We start from the raw sequence: 17,694 nt of genomic DNA on the forward strand, positions 1-17,694 counted from the left end.
GGGGATGATGGACGGAAACCCGTTGCTCGGCGTGCTGTTTCACTGGATCGGGGGCTTGTCCTCGGCCAGCTTCTACGTCCCCTACAAGCGTATCAAGGGCTGGTCGTGGGAGATTTTCTGGCTGACCGGTGGCGTGTTCAGCTGGCTGGTCATGCCCTGGCTGTTCGCCAGCCTGCAAACGCACGACCTGTTCGGCGTGATCGGCGCGGTGCCGAGGGAAACCCTGTTCTGGTGTTGGTTCTGGGGTGCGGGCTGGGGCTTTGGCGGCCTGACCTTCGGTCTCACCATGCGCTATCTCGGCCTGTCGCTCGGCATGGCGGTGGCGCTTGGGCTGACCACGGTGATCGGGACGCTCGGGCCACCGATCTTTCGCGGCACATTGCCCGCGCTTGCCGCGACGAGCAGCGGCCAGGTCACGCTGTTCGGGATCGTCGTGGCGGTGATCGGTATCCTGATCGTCGCTCGCGCTGGCCAAGCCAAGGAACGCGAGACGAGCGGCGAAGCGGCGACCGTCGGTGTCGCCGAGTTCAATCTCAAGCGCGGCCTTGCCATCGCGCTGTTCTCGGGGGCGATGTCGAGCTGCTTCGCCTTCGGGCTCGATGCGGGGCAGCCGATCCGCACACTGACGCTGGCGGCGGGCACCGACCCGTTATGGCAGGGGCTGCCGGTGCTGTGCATCGTGCTGCTCGGCGGCCTGACCACCAACCTGATCTGGTGCGCGATCCTAATCCTGCGCAACCGCAGCGCCGGCGAGTTCGTCGGCCGCACCGCGCAAGGGACGATCGCGGCCACACCGCCGCTTGGCGCCAACTATCTGCTCGCCGCGCTCGGCGGCACGCTCTGGTACTTCCAGTTCTTCTTCTACACGATGGGCGAGAGCCAGATGGGGCGCTTCGGCTTCTCGTCCTGGACGCTGCACATGGCGAGCATCATCCTGTTCTCGACGCTCTGGGGTTTTGCGTTGCGCGAATGGGCGACGGCCAGTTCCGGCACGCGCAACCTCGTGCGGCTCGGCATCGCGATCCTGATCGCGTCGACCGTGATCATCGGGGCGGGCAACGCACTGGCGAGCTGAGGTCGGCCGGCCGGTGATTCGGCATGCTGTTTATGCTGTTAATCGGCCGGTATTTTTTCCGATGCTGTTAAAGTTGGGTTTCCGGCTAAATTACCGACTGATTTCCAACGGCTTGACCCCCGTCGATGCTGTTATCGAATAACAGCATCGGAACAGCACATAACAGCAAGAATCCTATGCTGTTATGGCCGGAACAGCAGGCGCCAATCCGTTCAATTTTTGGGTGACGATGAGAAAGAGCGAGATGGTCGGCCGGACAGCCTTCCATCCGTCGCCACGCTGGCATGATCGGTAGCGGCGTTGAATCAATGTCGGTCGCGGCAGAGGTGCATTGAGTTGAACGGATGGAGCCGGTTCTACCTGAGAGCATCTTAAAGCTCAGTCAGTGCGTGGATCAGGCCGGGCGATACTTCGCTCCAGCCGCGCGGCGCGGCGCGGTCGATCGCCGAGGTCCGGATCGCTGCCGGGTCGGCAACTCGTGCGCGAACGCGGCCCGCCCTGATCGACAGCTCAAGCACATTCGCCGCGCCGCCGAGTGCTGCGATCCATGCGTCATCTGGTCCGGCAATCGGCGGTTCGGCTGTTGGCGCTTCGGCCGCCGGCTGCGCGACATGCGCCAGCGCGCGCATGTCGCCGGCGACCCGGTCGGCGATCGGGCCGAGCACGACCTGCAGCGCATTGCCGCCCGGCCTCACCACGCCGCGCGCGCCCAATGCTTTCAGCGCGACCTCATCGACCTGCGCCGGATCGACCAGCTTCAACCGCAGCCTTGTGGTACAGGCGTCGATCGACGCCAGATTACCCGATCCGCCCAGCGCGCGGACAATGCCCGCCGCCTGATCGCCCGATGTCGCGGGAGCGCTCGATTCGATTGCCAGGTCGGTTTCGCGGCCCGGCGTTTTCAGGTCGAAGCGTTGGATGCAGAACCGGAAGGCGAAATAATAGATCGCGAAATAAGCCGCGCCGACCGGCAGCAGCATCAAGGGTCGCGTGGCGAGGCCATAGTTCAGCACATAGTCGAACAGGCCGGCGGAAAAGCCGAAGCCGAGCCGCACGCCGAGCGCATCCATCACGACCATTGCCACCCCGGTCAGCACCGCGTGCAGCACGTAGAGGATCGGCGCGAGGAACATGAAGGTGAACTCGATCGGCTCGGTCACGCCGGTCAGCAGCGAGGTCAGCGCCAGGCTGAGCAGCATGCCGCCGACCGCCTTGCGTCGTTCGGGCAAGGCCGATCGATACATGGCGAGGCAGGCGGCGGGCAGGCCGAACATTATCACCGGGAAATGGCCGCTCATGAATGCGCCCGCACTCGGGTCACCGGCGAAGAAGCGTTTCAGGTCGCCGGTCGCGCCATGATAATCGCCCAGGATGAACCAGGCGATATTGTTGAGGATATGGTGCAGCCCGGTGACGATCAGCAGCCGGTTGAGCACGCCATAGACGAACAGGCCGAACGGCCCCGCGCTCACCACCCAGCGGCTCAGCGCATCGATCCCGCCCTCGATCGCCGGGAAGCCTAAGCCGAAGATCGCCGCACCGATCAGACCGGCAAAACCGGCGGCGATCGGCACGAAGCGGCGACCGCCGAAAAAGGCGAGATAGTCGGGCAGCTTGATCCCGGAATAGCGGTTGTACAACCAGCCCGAGACGAGCCCGGAGAGAATGCCGGCCGGCACGCTGAGCTTGCCCAGTTCCTTCGCCTTCCAGGCGGCGGTGGCGAGATCGCGCGCGGCCTGGTCGACAAACGCCGCCGTCACGTCGGGCGGGATGGTGAGCAGCGCCTTGGCGCCCTCGACCGTGACGAGGAAAGCGACCGCGCCGGCAAGGCCCGCCGCACCGTTATTCTCGCGCGCCAGCCCGACCGCGACGCCGATCGCGAAGATCAGGCCGAGATTGGAGAAGATCGCTTCGCCCGCCGCGGCGATGAAGGCGATGTCGAGCATGTCGGGCTGGCCGAGGCGAAGCAGCAGCCCCGCGACCGGCAGCACCGCGATCGGCAGCATCAGCGCGCGGCCGAGCGGCTGGAGACGGTCGAGACCGAGACGCATCAGGCGGTCCTTTGCAGCAACGAATGGACTTCGGCAGCGGTCGATGCGGCGAGCGCGCGATCGGCCAGCGTCCGGCACTCGGCCAGGGTGAGCTGCCGCACCACCGCCTTGAGCGCGGGGATCGCGGTGGGCGTCGCGGACAATTCGGTGACGCCAAGCCCGATCAGGATCGGCGCGGCGAGCGGGTCGGAGGCGATGCCGCCGCACACGCCGAGCCAGCGGCCATGCGTCCGCCCCCCCTCCGCCGCGCGCGCGATCAGGTGAAGCACGGCCGGATGCAAGGCATCGACCTTTGCCGCGACCGCCGGATTGCCGCGATCGGCCGCCAGCGCATATTGCGTCAGGTCGTTGCTGCCGATCGACAGGAAATCGGCTTCGCGCGCTAGGCTGGCGGCAAGCATCGCGGCGGCCGGGGTTTCGACCATCACGCCAAGCGGCACCGGCGCATCGATGCCCAGCGCGGCGCGCGCTTCGTCGAGGATCGTGCGCGCCGCGGCGAGTTCGCCGGCGTCGACGATCATCGGCAGCATGATCCGGCACTGTGCCGCCGGCACGCCGGCAAGGATCGCGCGGAACTGCAAGGCAAGCAGATCGGGCCGGGCGAGCGAAAAGCGGATGCCGCGATTGCCCAGTGCCGGATTTTCCTCGTGCGGGAAGGGCAGATAGGCGACCGGCTTGTCGCCGCCGATATCGAGCGTGCGCACGATCAGCGGGCGTCCGTCGAGCCCAGCTGCGACTGCGGCATAAGCGACGCGCTGCTCCGCTTCGTCGGGTGCGGTGTCGCGGTCGAGGAAGAGGAACTCGGTGCGCAGCAAGCCGCAGCCTTCGGCGCCGAGCGTGACCGCGTGCGCTGCCTCGGCGGCGTTGGCGAGATTGGCGAAGATCTCGATTCGCGTGCCATCGGCCATCACGCATGGGTCGAGCGCGGCGGCGGCTTCGGCTGCGATGCGATCGGTTCGTTGCGCCAGGCGCGCAGTGATCATGTCGATCATGGCCGTGTCCGGCGCGGGGTCGAGCGTGCCGCGATCGGCATCGAGCACGACCTGTTGCCCGTCGCTTAGCTCGAGGATCGCCGGGCCGGCGGCGACGAGCATCGGCAGTCCGGCCGAGGCAGCGAGGATCGAAGCATGCGCGGTCGGACCGCCGAACGCGGTGCAGATGCCGGCGATTCCGGCGTCCGCGAGCGAGGCGAAGTGCGACGGAAGCAGTTCGTCGGCGATCAGGATCGCGCCCCTAGGCGGCACCGGCAAGGTTGCTTCGCTGCCGGTGAGCAGCGCGATCACCTGGCGTTCGATATCCTTCAGGTCGGCGATGCGCTCGATCAGCAGCCGGTCGCCAGTAGCGCGGATCGCCTCGGCATGGCCGCGGATCGCGCCGCGCCAGGCGAAGGCGGCGCTCCGGCCCTGCGCGATCAGGGCTTGGGCCGCGCCGAGCAGTTCCGGGTCCTCGATCAGCGCGCGGTGCGCGGCAGCGATGTCGGCGCCCGCACCGGCGGTCCCTCCGGCGGCGGCGAGCAATGTGGCGCGAGCGGCATCGAGCGCGGTGGTTTCGGCCGCGATGCCGGCACCTTGCTCGGCCACCGCGACATCGCCGGGGCTGAACCGGAAGATCGGGCCGATGGCGAGGCCGGGCGCGGCGCGAACGGCGTGGATCAGGCCATCGCCCGATATAGCGGCAGTGGGAGCGGGGGCCGGGGCGGGTGCGTGCGCCTCCTCGCCCATGCCTTCTTCGATCATTTTGGCGACCGTAGCGATCGCGGCGCGGGCGTCGGGGCCGCGTGCACCGATGGCGATCTCGTCGTCATGCCGGATACCCGCCGACAGCAGCGCAACGATGCTGCGCGCATTGGCCGGGCGATTGTGCGCGACGATCGTCACTTCAGCGATGAAGGGCTTCAGCGCGGCGACGATGCGTGCGGCAGGGCGGGCATGGATGCCGTTGGCGAGCGGCACGCGGATCGTGCAATGCGCCGTATCCTCGCCGAGATCGGCGGTGGCAGCGCCGTCCGCGACCGGCGAGACCTCGGCGATCGGATCGCCGGCGGTCACCCGCGCGTCGATCGCAAGCACCGTCACCGCATAGCCGTCGCTAGTCACCGTCATCGGAGTGATCAGGCTCTTCGCGCGCAAGGCGACGGAATCGAGATCGACCAGCAACAGTGGCTGGCCGAGCGTCACCGTCTCGCCATCGCGCACTTGGGCGGCGAAGCCGTCGCCAGCCAGCGCGACGGTTTCCAGGCCGACATGGATCAGCAGCTCGGCGCCATTGGCAAGGCGCAGGCTGATCGAATGCAGCGTCGGGGCGATCGCGATCACCGTTGCGTCGCACGGCGCGCGGACCACACCATCCAGCGGATCGATTGCGAAGCCGTCGCCCATCATGCGATCGGCAAAGACCGGGTCGGGCACCTGATCGAGTGGCAGCGCCCAGCCGGTCATCGGGGCATGGAGCTGGACGATCACGGCGTGGTCACCAGTTGCACCGCGCCGATCGCCCAAAGCGGGTTCACGCCTTTTGCGGTGTAGGTGATGCACAGATCATGCGCGCCGCTCATTGGCTTGAGCGTGGCCGTCAGGCGCGTCACCGCGCGATTGTGCGCGGCGGGGCCGAGCGGCAGCGTCGCGATCCGCGGGCCATCGCAGCCATCGCGGACTTCGACTTCACCGGCCAGCGTGGCGGGGGCACGGAAACGAATCTTGTCCACGTCATGGCCGATCTGGAAGTTGAACGGCATCTGCCCGACATCGATCGCGATCTCGCGCACGCCGTCCATCGGTGCGGCCTGATAGATCCAGCACGGATTGCCGATATCGGTGAGGAAGGCCGCACGCGGGCCCTTGGCCGGGGCGTCGTCGATCAGCCGTAATGCGATGCCCTGAGTGCACAGCTTGAGTTGTGTATCGTCACGGCGGCGCAGCGCGGCGGCGGTGATCCGCAGGTCGATCGCGCCGGGCAGCGCGGTGCCGTCGAGCATGCTGGCGACGCGCAGGCGGGTCGGAACCGGCAAGGAGAGCGGCGCCGAATAGGTCGCCGAGCCGGAACCGGGCAGCGTGCCGTCGATGGTGTAACGCAACGGCAGCCCGGACTGGCCGGTAAGCGTAACGCGAGCCCGCGCTCCATCGGGCGAAAGCGTCACGACCGGGCGAAACACCGCTGGGCTCGCCGTGATGCCGAGCGCCGAGAGGCGCGTCATCTGCGGCGCGAGACGGCGTACGAAATCGCCGAAATCGCGGTGGTCGGCCGGCGACCAGCCAAGCTCGGCAATCGCGGCGGCGCGCGGAAAGATCGCTTCGCCGGCACCGGCATCGGTGCGGACATGCTCGGTCCACAAATTGCCTTGCAGGCCAAGGATATGGCGCTGCTGCTCGGCCGGGATCGAGGCGGGCGCGGGGTCGAAGCCATAGACCTGAGCGAGCGTGATGAGTTCGGCGCGCCCGGTTCCCTCGGCGGCGGTCACGCCTTGCCGGTGGTTGAGATACAGGATCGGCGATGGCGACAAGATCGCATCATGTCCGGCTTTGGCGGCAGCGACCGCACCGTCAATGCCGCGCCATGACATGACCGTCGCGTCCAGCGTGATGCCGCCGTCGAGGATCTCGTCCCAGCCGATCAGCCGTCGGTCGTGCGCGGTGAGATAGCGGCCGATGCGCTGGATGAACCAGCTCTGCAACTTGTCCTCGCTGGTGATGCCGAGCGATTTCATCTGCGCCTGGATCTTGGGTGACGCTTTCCACTGGTCCTTCACCGCTTCGTCGCCGCCGACATGGATGTAGCGTGACGGGAACAGCGGCATGACCTCGTCGAGCACGTCCTGCAGGAAAGCGAAGGTCGTATCGTCGGTGTTGTAGAGCCAGGGGAACACGCCCCAGTCGCTCTCAACGCCCTTGGGCAAGGGCACGCCCATACCGAGCCTGGGGTAGGCGCGTATCGCGCTCAGCGCATGGCCGGGCATTTCGATCTCGGGCACGATGGTGATGCCGCGTCTGGCCGCATAAGCGACGATTTCGCGGATCTGGACTTGCGTGTAGAAACCGCCGATGCGCGGCAGCGGCGGTGCGCCGGGCGCAGTGGCGGGCAGGCGCCAGGCGCTGACATCGGTCAGTCTGGGATATTTCCTGATCTCGATGCGCCAGCCCTGATCATCGACCAGATGCCAGTGCAGCGTGTTGAGCTTGTTCGCCGCCATCGCGTCGATCAAGCGCTTGATGAATTCGGGTGACTGGAAATGCCGCGCGCTGTCGAGCATCAGCCCCCGCCAGCGGAAGCGTGGGCCGTCGGTGATGGCGACGGCGGGAATGAAAATCCCCGATTTTCCAGGGCGGGCGAGCTGCCACAGCGTCACAGCGCCATAGAGCAGGCCGGCATCGTCGCTCGCGCTGATCGTCGCGCCGCTGGACGATGTGGTGAGGCGATAACCTTCGGCTGGAATGCCTGCGGCGCGTTCGAAGCGGACCGCGCCGCCAGTCTTGATCGTGAGTTTTGGACCGCCGGTACGCACTAGCATTTCGCTCAGGCGCTCCGCTGCGTTGCGCGCGCCGGCGTCGCTCGTCGGAATGGCGATGCCGCTGGTGGCGGTCAGCGTGAAGCTGCCTTCCGCCGCGGTCAGCGATTGTGGTGCAGGGAGCAAGGCGACCGGCTTCGCGGTGGCACCGGGGATGAAGGCCAGGGCTCCGGCCAGCAGCGCGGGCAACAGGCAGCTGGGATATCTCAAGCGTCTGCTCCCGGAATCGGCTGGGACCAAGCTTAGGCGGTTTCATCCGCCGCTCAATCGTCCCTGCACGGTTATATCATGCGGACAAAAGAAAAGGCGGCGGGGAAACCTGGTTTCCGAATCCGCCGCCCGTTCTTCCCTTGCGGATCAGTAATTGACGTTGATCGTGGCCAAATATTTACGGCCGCTTTTGTACACGCCGCGCGGCAGGCTCGGCGTATTGGCATAGGCGTAATATTGGCTGTCGGTCAGGTTCATTCCCGACAGGGTCAGCCCGATATTCTTGGTAAAGTTATATGTCGCCGACGCGTCGACATTGGCGGTGGCGCGGACATACATCTGATCGCCACGATCGATCCCGGTGAAATATTTCGACCGCCAGGTATAAGTGGTACGGAGCGCGATCGGACCACGTTCGAAGAACGGGCTCAGACTGACTTGATGCCGTGAGTTGTAAGGCAGATCCGTGCCGTTCTGTCCCTTGGCATCGGAATAGGTGTAATTCGCCAGGATGCCGAGGCCGAACGGCAAGCTTTGCTGATAGGCGACGGCGAAGCCTTTCACATTGGCCGAGCTGACATTGTACGGGCGGCTGATCTGATAGGTTGTGACGTGGCCCTGCGACAGGTTAAAGTATTGCTCGGGCGCGCTCTTCTTCAGGATATAGTCGCTGATATGTTTGTAGAATATCTCGCCCGACACGATTGCTCGCGGCGCGAAATAATATTCGATCGATGCGTTGAAATTGTCCGATCGATACGGCTTAAGATCGGGGTTGCCGCCCTCGCCGCTCAGGATCTGATCCGATAGCCAGAAGAAGTTGGTCAAGTCGGCATAATTGGGCCGGGCTATGACTTGTGCAGCGGCAAAGCGTAGCACCAGATCCTTTTTCAGATCGGCAATCAAGTTCAGGCTCGGCAGCACATTTTCATAGCTGCGATTGGTCTTCTGCCAGACCCAGTTGGACGGAGCATTGCACGGCGTGCCGGACGTGCAGACAAAACCCGCGCTGTCGGTGCCGGTCTTGACGTAGCGCACGCCGAAATTGCCGCGCAGCCAGCCGGCATCGAAATCGACCTGACCATAAGCCGCGTTGATCGTCTCATCGATCTGCCAGTTGCCGGCGGCGAACTCCGGCGCAGCGAACGGCGACGGTGTCGGGAAGGGGGTACCGGCCGGCAGCCATGTCCCGCCATTGATATAGTTGACCATCGATGGGCCACTGATGTGAAAGCGACCAGTCATCTGATCGTTCACGCCGCTGAAGCCCGACAGATAATTGTCGCGCACCTGACTTGGATCGAACATCGATGCGGATGCCGCCACGCCGGCAATGGTGACGCCGGCATAGTTCTGGGCCGCTGTATGCTTGCGATATTTGTAGCCGAACGCGAGGCGCTTGATCGCGCCATCGAAGTTGAAGCCGAGATCGACCTGGCCGTAGCGTTCCTTGTCGCTGGTCGGCTTGTCGACCATGTTACCGCCCCAGCCTGGATCGGTGGTGAACGCGGCGGGATTGCCCTGCACATTGCCGGTATAGCTGAGTGAGCCGGGTGAACCGGGTGCGCCGCTGAGATCGACGGTGTAATCGGCCCGGTTGAGGAATTCGAGGAACACCTGGCGCTTGGTGCCGCCATCGGCTTTGGAAAAACCGCCCTCGACATTCAGGTCCCAGCTGCCGCCATCCCATTTGGCGCCGCCATGATAGGTGTTCGAATGCATCTCGGCGACGCGATATTGTGCGTCGAGCACGCTGAGTGCATTCTTCATCGTCACCTGGGTGACGATGCCGTCCCTCACCTCGATCCCGCTCAGCGCGCCCGCGCTGTTCCAGGTATTGCCCTGAAACGCGTACATCGACTGATTGAGATTGTTATAGGTGGCGTCGATCTTGAGCCAGTCGAACCCGATGGTCAGCTCATCGACCGGCTTGACCTGTATCCCGGCCGAATAGGTCAGCCGCTCGCGGTCCTGTTCGAAATAGGAGGTGCCGAACGCATTCGGGCTCTTGGCGCCGGGGTTGGCGGTAAGGGTGGTGGCGCAGGCGCCGGTGCAGTTGCCGGTGCCGATCACGCCCGGAGCCGGATTGGCCCCTTGCACGAGCGAACTGGTGTGCGCATCGTTCGCTCCATTCCAGAAGTTGGCGGTGATCGTACCATAGGTTTCGAGGCCATCGCGGCGCAGCTGATCCCTGGCGCGCTGGAACGAGCCGATGATACCGATGGTGCCGGCCTCATTGTGCCAACTGAGCAGTGCCGCCCCCTGAACGTCGCCTTTTTTGGAACGGTCATTGTACTGATAGCCGACCGAGGCGGCGACGGTGAACGGCTTCAAGTCCAGCGGTTTGCGGGTGACGACATTGACGGTGCCGCCGATCGACCCTTCGTCGATGCGCGGTTCGGGTGATTTATAGATATCGACCCGACCGACAAGTTGCGGCGCGAGCAGTGCATAGTTGAACGTGCGGCCCGGCGAATCGAGGATGAACCAGTCGGCGGAGGCGACCGTCTGGCCGTTGAGCAACGTGCGGTTGAGCGCCGGGTCGGTACCGAGGATCGAGACCTTTTCGCCCTGGCCGAACTGACGATCGACGGTGACACCGGGAACCAGCGTCAATGCCTCGGCGACATTGTTGTTGGGGAATTTACCGACGTCTTCGGCCGAGACCGAATCGATGATCGCATTGGCGTTGCGCTTGGTGGCGATCGACGCTTCCAATGAAGCGCGAAAACCGGTGACGACAATGTCGTCGCTGTTCTCAGCTTCGCTTTGCGCCGCGCTCGACGTCGCGGTGCTGGACGTGTCGGCGGTCTGCGCCTGGACGTCCTGCGCCTGCGCGGTGGCGGCCAATGCAAACGAACTCACCGATGCTGCCAGAAGTCGTATAACGGTCATTGCCGATCTCCCCATGCCCTTGCCCTGATTCGATCTGACGGTGCCAATTGACTACCAATGCCAGACCAATCCACAGAACATGTTTCATACCAATGACAGCGTCAAGCATCTTTTTTACACTCAGACTGTAGCAATGGGCATTTTGTTGTGGAAACTGGTATTTAATTGGTCTTATAAGAGCCGAGCCGGGAGCGCCCGGTGGCAGGGGAATGGGCCAGAGTGGGGATGTTTAGCTTATGAATCTGGCCGAAAAGATCGGCGTGCTGGACGACAGCGTCCGTGCCCCGCTCTACCAGCAGATGCAGGATGCGTTGCGCCGTGGGATCGAGGCGGGCGCGCTCCGGCCACAAGAGGCGTTGCCGCCGGAGCGCGATATCGCGACCGAATTCGGCATCTCGCGAATCACCGTGCGCAAGGCGATCGACGGGCTGGTTGCGGACGGCATGCTGACTCGCCGCCAGGGCGCGGGCACCTTCGTCGGCGGGCGCGTCGAGAAGCAATTCTCCAAGCTCACCTCTTTCTCCGAGGATATGGCGGCGCGCGGACGCACCGCACGCAGCGAATGGATCGCGCAGACCGAGGGCGCGGTGAATTCGGACGAGTCGCTGACCCTGGGGCTCAGCCCGGGATCGCGCGTGTTCCGCTTCCACCGCATCCGCTACGCCGACGAGCAACCGATGGCGCTGGAATATTCTACCGTGCCGGGCTTCGGGTTGCCGGGCCTGGAAGCGGTCGGAGTCTCGCTTTATGCCGCACTTGAGGCGGCGGGACATCGCCCGGTGCGGGCGCTGCAGCGCTTGCGCGCAGTGCTGTTCAACGCCGAACAGGCGAAATTGCTCGATATCCAGGCGGGCGCACCGGGCCTGTTCATCGAACGGCGCGGTTTCCTCGAGGATGGCCGTGCGATCGAGGCGACGCACAGCTGGTACCGTGGCGACGCTTATGATTTCGTCGCGGAGTTGAATGCGCTGGCATGACCATCATCGCCGAATCGACATTGATGTTCGCCGAAGCCAGTGAAGCGGGCGTGGTGGTTGCGCGGCAGCGGGCTGCGAATGCGGCGGTGATCGCCGCGCTGGCGACACGGCTCCGCGCTATGCCGCCACGCGCGGTATCGACCTGCGCGCGCGGCAGTTCGGACCATGCCGCGACCTTCGCCAAATACCTGATCGAGACGGTGATCGGGGTGCCGGTGACATCGGCCGCGCCGTCGATCAGCTCGGTCTATCATGTGGCGCAGCGGATGGGCGACACGTTGCTGCTCGCCATCTCGCAATCGGGACGCAGCCCGGATTTGCTGAGCACGGTCGAAGCGGGCCGGGCAGGCGGGGCGTATCTTGCAGCGATGGTCAACGACGCCACTTCGCCGCTCGCCGATCTGGCCGATGCTCCATTACCGCTCCATGCCGGGCCCGAACGCAGTGTGGCGGCGACCAAAAGCTATATCGCGTCACTCGCCGCGATCGTCGATCTCGTTGCGGCCTGGGCCGGGGATGAGGCATTGGCGGAAGCGCTGGCGAGCGCGCCCGACAAGCTCGCCACGGCATGGGCGGCGGACTGGTCGCCCCTGGTCGACGGGCTCGCCGAGTCGCGCGGGCTCTATGTGATCGGCCGCGGTCTGGGGCTGGGTATCGCGCAGGAGGCGGCCTTGAAATTCAAGGAAACTTGCGGCCTGCATGCCGAGGCCTTCAGCGCGGCAGAAGTGCGCCATGGGCCGATGGCGCTGGTCGGTCCCGATTTCCCGTTGCTCGTGTTCCGCCAGGATGACGAGACGGGCGAGGGCGTCGATGCGCTGGTCGAAGAGGCGGTCGCGCGCGGCGGCGCGGTGTTTTGCGCGGGCATGGAGATTGCCGGTGCGGTGACCCTGCCGACGCAGGATGCAGCGCCAGCGATTCAGCCGATGCTGCAGATCCAGTCCTTCTATCGTGCGGTCAATGCACTCTCCGTGCGGCGCGGCTTCGACCCCGATCGTCCGCCAAATCTGCGCAAAGTGACTGAAACGATCTGATGACCATCGCATTCCTCAACTGCCGCACGCTGATCGATGACACGCTGGTTGACGGCATGACCGTGATCGTCGAGGGCGAGCGCATCGCCGCGGTCGTGCCGGAGGCCGATATCCCGGCCGGCGCCGAACGCCGCGATCTGAATGGAGCGATTCTCGCGCCGGGTTTCATCGATACGCAGGTCAATGGCGGCGGCGGGGTGTTGTTCAACGATGCGCCTACGGTCGAGACGATTGCGACGATCGGCGCGGCACATCGGCGTTATGGTACGACCGGTTTCCTGCCGACGCTGATTAGCGACGATCTCGCCACGGTGCGCGAGGGTATCCGGGCGGTCGATGCGGCGATCGAAGCGGGCGTGCCCGGCGTGCTCGGCATCCATATCGAAGGGCCGTTCCTCAACGTCGATCGCAAGGGTATCCACGACCCCGACAAGATCATCGTGCTGGACGACGAGGGATTTTCCACCGTCACCGGGCTGAAGCGCGGGCGCACATTGGTCACGCTGGCGCCCGAACAGACTTCGCCAGCGATGATCGCGCGGCTTGTCGGCACGGGGGTGATCGTCGCGGCGGGGCACACCGATGGCAGCTATGCCGAAATCCGCGCCGCGCTCGATCATGGCCTGACCGGCTTCACCCACTTGTTCAACGCCATGTCGCCGCTGACTTCGCGCGAACCGGGCGCGGTCGGTGCTGCGCTCGACGATGAGGATTGCTGGTGCGGGCTGATCGTCGATGGCCGCCATGTCCATCCGGCGACGCTGCGCATCGCGCTCAAGGCGAAGCGCGCTGATCGCTTCATGCTGGTGACCGACGCGATGCCGAGCGTCGGCCAGACCGACAAGGGCTTCATGCTGCAAGGCCATCGGGTCGAGGTGATCGACGGGGTATGCGTCAACGAGGACGGCACGTTGGCCGGATCGGACCTCGATATGGCGCAGGCGGTGCGCAACACGCGCGCGATGATCGGCGTATCGATCGCCGACGCGCTGACCATGGCGAGCCGTAATCCGGCCCGTTTCCTTGGTATCGCGGAGAGCCATGGCCGGATTGCCGCCGGCTGGCGCGCCGATCTGGTCGCGCTGAGTGAGGACGGCCAGCCGCTCGCGACCTGGATCGGCGGGCGTTAAGCGGTCGCTTTGGCGCGCCACCGGCGGACCAGCCATAGGCCCCCGGCAAGCAGGACAATCACCAGTCCTGCGATCTTGAGTTTGGGTAGTGCGACGCGGCGAAAGGCATTGTCGTTGATTTGCTGGTCGGCGGTATAACCGGCCGGCATCGGCAGGACCTGATCGCGCGCGGCGAAGGCATCATAATCGGACCGCATCGCGCGTAACCGCACCGGGTCGGCTGATGCAAGGTCGCGGGTTTCGCCGGGATCGCGCACGATGTCGAACAGCTGCCAACGCCCGTCGCCGGTCGGCGGCAGGTTACGGACCAGTTTATGGTCGCCCCGGAACAGAGCCGCGTTCCCCGACAGTTCATAGCCCAGGGGCTGATCGGCAGCATGAGCGGCGTCGCTGGTGCCGGTCAGTACCGGCATCAGGTCCATGCCGGTCATCGGCTCCACCGTCCGACCGCGATAGCGCGCGCCCTGTGGTGCGACCCCGGCAAAGGCGAGCAGAGTCGGCGGTAAATCGGTTGCATAGCTGAAGCCATGCGCGATCCGGCCCGGCTTGATCGCGGTATTGCCCGGCCAGGAGACGATCAGCGGCACGCGCAAGCCGCCTTCATAGGCGGAGAATTTATAGCCGTTGAGCGGTGCCGCCGCCGCACTTGCCCAGCTTGGACCGAGATAAGTCATTGTCCCGCGCCGCCCGGCATGAGCCGGGTCGAAATCATAATAGGCGCCGAGCACCAGCCGGTTGATCAGCCGGTTGCGCGGGTCGGTTGGTTCGGGGCCATTGTCGGACAGGAACACAAACACCGTATTGTCATACTCGCCGCTCGCCTTGAGATGACCGATCAGCCGACCGATCTCATGATCGGCCGCCTCGGCCATGGCGCCATAGGCGGCCATGGCGCGGGCCTGGCCATCACGGTCGGCTGGAGTCAGCGCATTCCAGTCCCTGGTGTCGGCCATCGTCGCCATTGGCGTGTGTGTCGGCACGATGCCGAGTTTGATCGCACGATCGCGCCGGGTCGCGCGCAACGCGCGCCAGCCGCCGCGATAAGCTTGTGCATAGTGTGCGATATAGGCGTCGGGCGCTTGCACCGGGATGTGGTTGGCGAGGAAATTGACCGAAGCGAAGAACGGCTTTCCCGATCCGCGCCCGGAATCGATATAGGCGATCGTCTTGTCGATGATGAAGGTCGACGAATAATAGCCCTTGGGCAGCCGAGCCGGCACGCCGTCCTCGGTCCAGTCGGCCTTGTCGTACAGGCCGTGGATCGGCTTATCCTCGAAATTGTCGGCGCCCGCATCGGCTAGCGCGAAGGCGCGGTCGTAACCGCGCGCATGGGGCAATTTCCCCGGCGTCCGGCCGAGATGCCATTTGCCGGTGAAATATGTGCGGTAATTCGCGTCGTGCAGCAGTTGCGCGATGGTCACGACGCGATCGTTCAGCACCGTGTCGTAACCGGGCTTGCCGATATGGGCGGGCGGGATCGTCTCGGGCATATTGCCGAGCCCAGCACGGTGGCTGCTCACCCCGGTCTGCAGCATCGCACGCGTCGGTGAACATGACCCGGCAACGTGGAAATTGCTGAAGCGGACACCTTGTGCCGCGAGCCTGTCGATATTGGGGGTACGAATCTCGCTGCCGAAACTGCCGACATCGCTGAAGCCCCAATCGTCGGCGAGCAGGAGGACGATGTTGGGGCGCTTGGACAAAGGCGGGGCTGGGGGCGGGGGCGGCGTATCGCCCGCCACGGGCGCGGCCACTGCAAGCAGCGCAGCGGCGATGATCAGCGAGGTGATCGAGCGGGTCACAACAGGCGTTGCTCGGTAATTGTCGTGCCGCGCGCCGGCAGGCTGAACATCATACCGTCCTCTCCCACCGTGATCGGGCCGCTATAGTGTCTGTGCGCGTCACCGAGAAAGGCGGCATAGGCGAAGCGCATCGGCATCGGCGGGACGATGTGGTTGAGCACCAGCGCCTTGACTCCCGCCAGCCGCGCGGCGTCCGCCGCCTGTTCGGGAGTTGTATGGTAATTGAGGATGTCGCGCGTCACCTGTGCCGTATTCTTGATACCGCGCGCCTCGAACGCGGCGGTGAGTTTCTTGACCAGCACCGGCTGGATCGCCTCATGCACCAGCAAGTCGGCACCTCGCGCCGCGGCGACGAGTGAGGGCGAGAAGATCGTGTCGCCGCTGAGCACCACCGACCTGCCCTGATAGTCGAAGCGATACCCGACCGCGGGAGAGATCGGCGCATGATTGACACGGAAGGCGGTGACCTTCAGCCCGCCATCGTCGAGGATCACCAAACCCTTGCCGGCGACCGGTACGGCGAACGGGAACGCGATGGCGCCCGCGCCCGAGGGCGGCATGATTTCAGGGCCGTGATGCGCGGTGCGATAGCCGTTATCGGCGGCATGCGCCTGGTTGAACCCGGCAACCACCGCCTCGACGCCGGGCGGTCCGGCGACCGGTAGTGGCGAGGCCGATGGCGTGCCGGCCCAGCGCAGCAGCATCATCGGGCCGAGGCCGTCGATATGATCGGAATGATAATGCGTCAGGAACAGGCGCTCGATCCGGCCGACCGGCAGGCCCATCAGCATCAGGTTGCGCGCACCGCCTTCGCCGGTATCGACGACGAAGATTCGTTTGCCCGCGATGACCATGGTGCAGGGGCCGGCACGGCTCGGATCGGGAAAAGGCGAACCGGTGCCGCACAGCACCACATGCAGGCCGTCGGGCAGGCCGGCGGTTGCGTCGCGACCGACGCGCTGATCGAGCGTCCGCTCGAGCAATGCCGTGGCGATCGGCACTTGGAACAGATACATCAGCGCGGCCCCGAAGAGCAGAATGACGGCGAGCGCGGTCAACGCCTTACTGCGCTTTTTCATGCTGTCGCTCCCCGATCTTGCCCTATTATCAACATGAGACAATAAATCGGCACAAGCAATGCCATAATATTACGGGCGGTCGCGGAGAGAATGAGATGAAGCAGGCAATTCGCGCGGCCGTGGTGCTGGTCGGGCTGTTCAACCTCGTGCTTGGCCTCGCCTTCCTGATCAGGCCAGCCGAGATGGCAGCCAAATTCTTCCTCGCGGCGCAAGGGGTACAGGGGCTCGCGACGATTCGCGCGGACTTCACCGCCCTGTTCGTCGGCGCGGCGCTGTTCGTGTTGTATGGCGCATGGAAGCAACGCGCGGCACCGCTGTTCCTGCCGATCATCATGTTCGCGATCGGGTTGTTCGGGCGCTGCGCCACGATCATCGCGGATGGAATAGTCGCGACGACCTACACGCCGATGATCGTGGAGGCGGTGATGATCACGGTGTTGATCGCCGGCGCGCGCGCCTTCAGCAAGCGTCGCTGGTCATGAGCCGAGGGATCAGTCGTACGGAGCGATAGTGGGGGGCTTCTGTTGCCCGGTGCCCCCCGTACCGCTGGTTTCCGCTTCTGTTGCCCGGTGCGGTCCCAACCGCGCTTTCGTCCTCGTAACTTAGACCGTTAGGCCTTAGTGTTACGCGGCAATTGCGAGTGCTTCGTTATCGTTAGCACTTGTGGTTTTGAGCCTTGAACGGGTTACTCAGCCCGGGCAAAAACAGCGCCTTTGAACACACGTCGATCCTGCTTCGGCCCCGTCATGACCGGTCCAAAAGGGCCGGTTGTGGTGGAGCCGCCGGGTACTGCCCCCGGGTCCGTTGCGTCTATTATACGCCGCATTTTATCACCATAGTCTCCGGCGAACCTTCGACACGCTCAATATAGGGCGTTCGAATCCAATGAAAAGCCCATCTCCGCCTTTCGCTCGCCACAAATCGGGTGCATGGACTATAGTAT

Annotated in this window: 11 protein-coding genes and 1 other RNA gene; 5 read left to right on the top strand and 7 right to left on the bottom strand. The window is 64.9% G+C overall.

The genetic code is table 11. From position 1 onward, the window contains the following. Positions 1-7: 7 nt before the first annotated feature. The gene (gene rhaT / locus G4G27_RS20850; protein ID WP_183113936.1) at positions 8-1,075 is read left to right on the top strand and encodes an L-rhamnose/proton symporter RhaT; all 1,068 of its coding nucleotides are present in this window, start codon (positions 8-10) and stop codon (positions 1,073-1,075) included. A gap of 371 nt (positions 1,076-1,446) precedes the next feature. On the opposite strand, the gene nagE is transcribed toward rhaT, so the two are convergent. The 4 genes from nagE to G4G27_RS20870 form a co-directional block, all read right to left on the bottom strand. After that, entirely contained in the window at positions 1,447-3,126 is a 1,680-nt protein-coding gene (nagE, locus tag G4G27_RS20855; RefSeq protein WP_183110413.1) for an N-acetylglucosamine-specific PTS transporter subunit IIBC, read from the bottom strand. Then, entirely contained in the window at positions 3,126-5,588 is a 2,463-nt protein-coding gene (gene ptsP / locus G4G27_RS20860) for a phosphoenolpyruvate--protein phosphotransferase (protein WP_345940657.1), read from the bottom strand. Before ptsP ends, nagE begins: the two co-directional genes overlap by 1 nt. Continuing rightward, complete coding sequence (locus tag G4G27_RS20865; RefSeq protein ID WP_244624443.1) at positions 5,585-7,837, bottom strand: family 20 glycosylhydrolase; 2,253 nt, start codon at positions 7,835-7,837, stop codon at positions 5,585-5,587. The genes ptsP and G4G27_RS20865 overlap by 4 nt, the downstream gene beginning before the upstream one ends. Positions 7,838-7,984: 147 nt before the next feature. After that, positions 7,985-10,732 carry a TonB-dependent receptor gene (locus tag G4G27_RS20870; protein WP_183110414.1) on the bottom strand — a complete coding sequence of 916 codons (2,748 nt, stop codon included), beginning with the start codon at positions 10,730-10,732 and terminating at the stop codon, positions 7,985-7,987. A gap of 236 nt (positions 10,733-10,968) precedes the next feature. Between G4G27_RS20870 and G4G27_RS20875 the strand changes: the two genes are divergently transcribed. The 3 genes from G4G27_RS20875 to nagA are packed head-to-tail and all read left to right on the top strand — an operon-like array spanning position 10,969 to position 13,870. Further along, positions 10,969-11,709, top strand: a complete 741-nt coding sequence (locus G4G27_RS20875) for a GntR family transcriptional regulator (RefSeq protein ID WP_183110415.1) — start codon at positions 10,969-10,971, stop codon at positions 11,707-11,709. Then, the gene (locus G4G27_RS20880) at positions 11,706-12,740 is read left to right on the top strand and encodes an SIS domain-containing protein (protein WP_183110416.1); all 1,035 of its coding nucleotides are present in this window, start codon (positions 11,706-11,708) and stop codon (positions 12,738-12,740) included. The genes G4G27_RS20875 and G4G27_RS20880 overlap by 4 nt, the downstream gene beginning before the upstream one ends. Then, positions 12,740-13,870: an N-acetylglucosamine-6-phosphate deacetylase gene (nagA, locus tag G4G27_RS20885; protein WP_183110417.1), complete on the top strand. Its 1,131-nt coding sequence runs from the start codon at positions 12,740-12,742 to the stop codon at positions 13,868-13,870. The genes G4G27_RS20880 and nagA overlap by 1 nt, the downstream gene beginning before the upstream one ends. On the opposite strand, the gene G4G27_RS20890 is transcribed toward nagA, so the two are convergent. Together G4G27_RS20890 and G4G27_RS20895 are read right to left on the bottom strand one after the other, a co-directional pair. Then, positions 13,867-15,672 (bottom strand): arylsulfatase, encoded by a 1,806-nt coding sequence (locus G4G27_RS20890; RefSeq protein WP_183110418.1) that lies wholly within the window; start codon positions 15,670-15,672, stop codon positions 13,867-13,869. The two genes, nagA and G4G27_RS20890, sit on opposite strands and share 4 nt — an antisense overlap. Continuing rightward, positions 15,669-16,751 (bottom strand): MBL fold metallo-hydrolase, encoded by a 1,083-nt coding sequence (locus tag G4G27_RS20895; protein ID WP_183110419.1) that lies wholly within the window; start codon positions 16,749-16,751, stop codon positions 15,669-15,671. The genes G4G27_RS20890 and G4G27_RS20895 overlap by 4 nt, the downstream gene beginning before the upstream one ends. A gap of 95 nt (positions 16,752-16,846) precedes the next feature. Between G4G27_RS20895 and G4G27_RS20900 the strand changes: the two genes are divergently transcribed. Further along, positions 16,847-17,233, top strand: coding sequence for a DUF4345 family protein (locus G4G27_RS20900; protein ID WP_183110420.1), 387 nt, complete (start codon positions 16,847-16,849; stop codon positions 17,231-17,233). A gap of 27 nt (positions 17,234-17,260) precedes the next feature. Here the strand turns inward: G4G27_RS20900 and ssrA are convergent. Then, positions 17,261-17,647, bottom strand: a transfer-messenger RNA (tmRNA) gene (gene ssrA / locus G4G27_RS20905). Positions 17,648-17,694: the final 47 nt, after the last annotated feature.

Source organism: Sphingomonas sp. So64.6b, assembly GCF_014171475.1.
Lineage (GTDB): Bacteria > Pseudomonadota > Alphaproteobacteria > Sphingomonadales > Sphingomonadaceae > Sphingomonas > Sphingomonas alpina_A.

Bases quoted from the DNA above. Each gene is read 5' to 3' on its own strand.
- nagA (WP_183110417.1), top strand. From the start codon at position 12,740: ATGACCATCGCATTCCTCAACTGCCGCACGCTGATCGATGACACGCTG.
- G4G27_RS20875 (WP_183110415.1), top strand. From the start codon at position 10,969: ATGAATCTGGCCGAAAAGATCGGCGTGCTGGACGACAGCGTCCGTGCC.
- rhaT (WP_183113936.1), top strand. From the start codon at position 8: ATGGACGGAAACCCGTTGCTCGGCGTGCTGTTTCACTGGATCGGGGGC.
- G4G27_RS20880 (WP_183110416.1), top strand. From the start codon at position 11,706: ATGACCATCATCGCCGAATCGACATTGATGTTCGCCGAAGCCAGTGAA.
- G4G27_RS20900 (WP_183110420.1), top strand. From the start codon at position 16,847: ATGAAGCAGGCAATTCGCGCGGCCGTGGTGCTGGTCGGGCTGTTCAAC.
- G4G27_RS20870 (WP_183110414.1), bottom strand. From the start codon at position 10,732: ATGACCGTTATACGACTTCTGGCAGCATCGGTGAGTTCGTTTGCATTG.
- G4G27_RS20895 (WP_183110419.1), bottom strand. From the start codon at position 16,751: ATGAAAAAGCGCAGTAAGGCGTTGACCGCGCTCGCCGTCATTCTGCTC.
- nagE (WP_183110413.1), bottom strand. From the start codon at position 3,126: ATGCGTCTCGGTCTCGACCGTCTCCAGCCGCTCGGCCGCGCGCTGATG.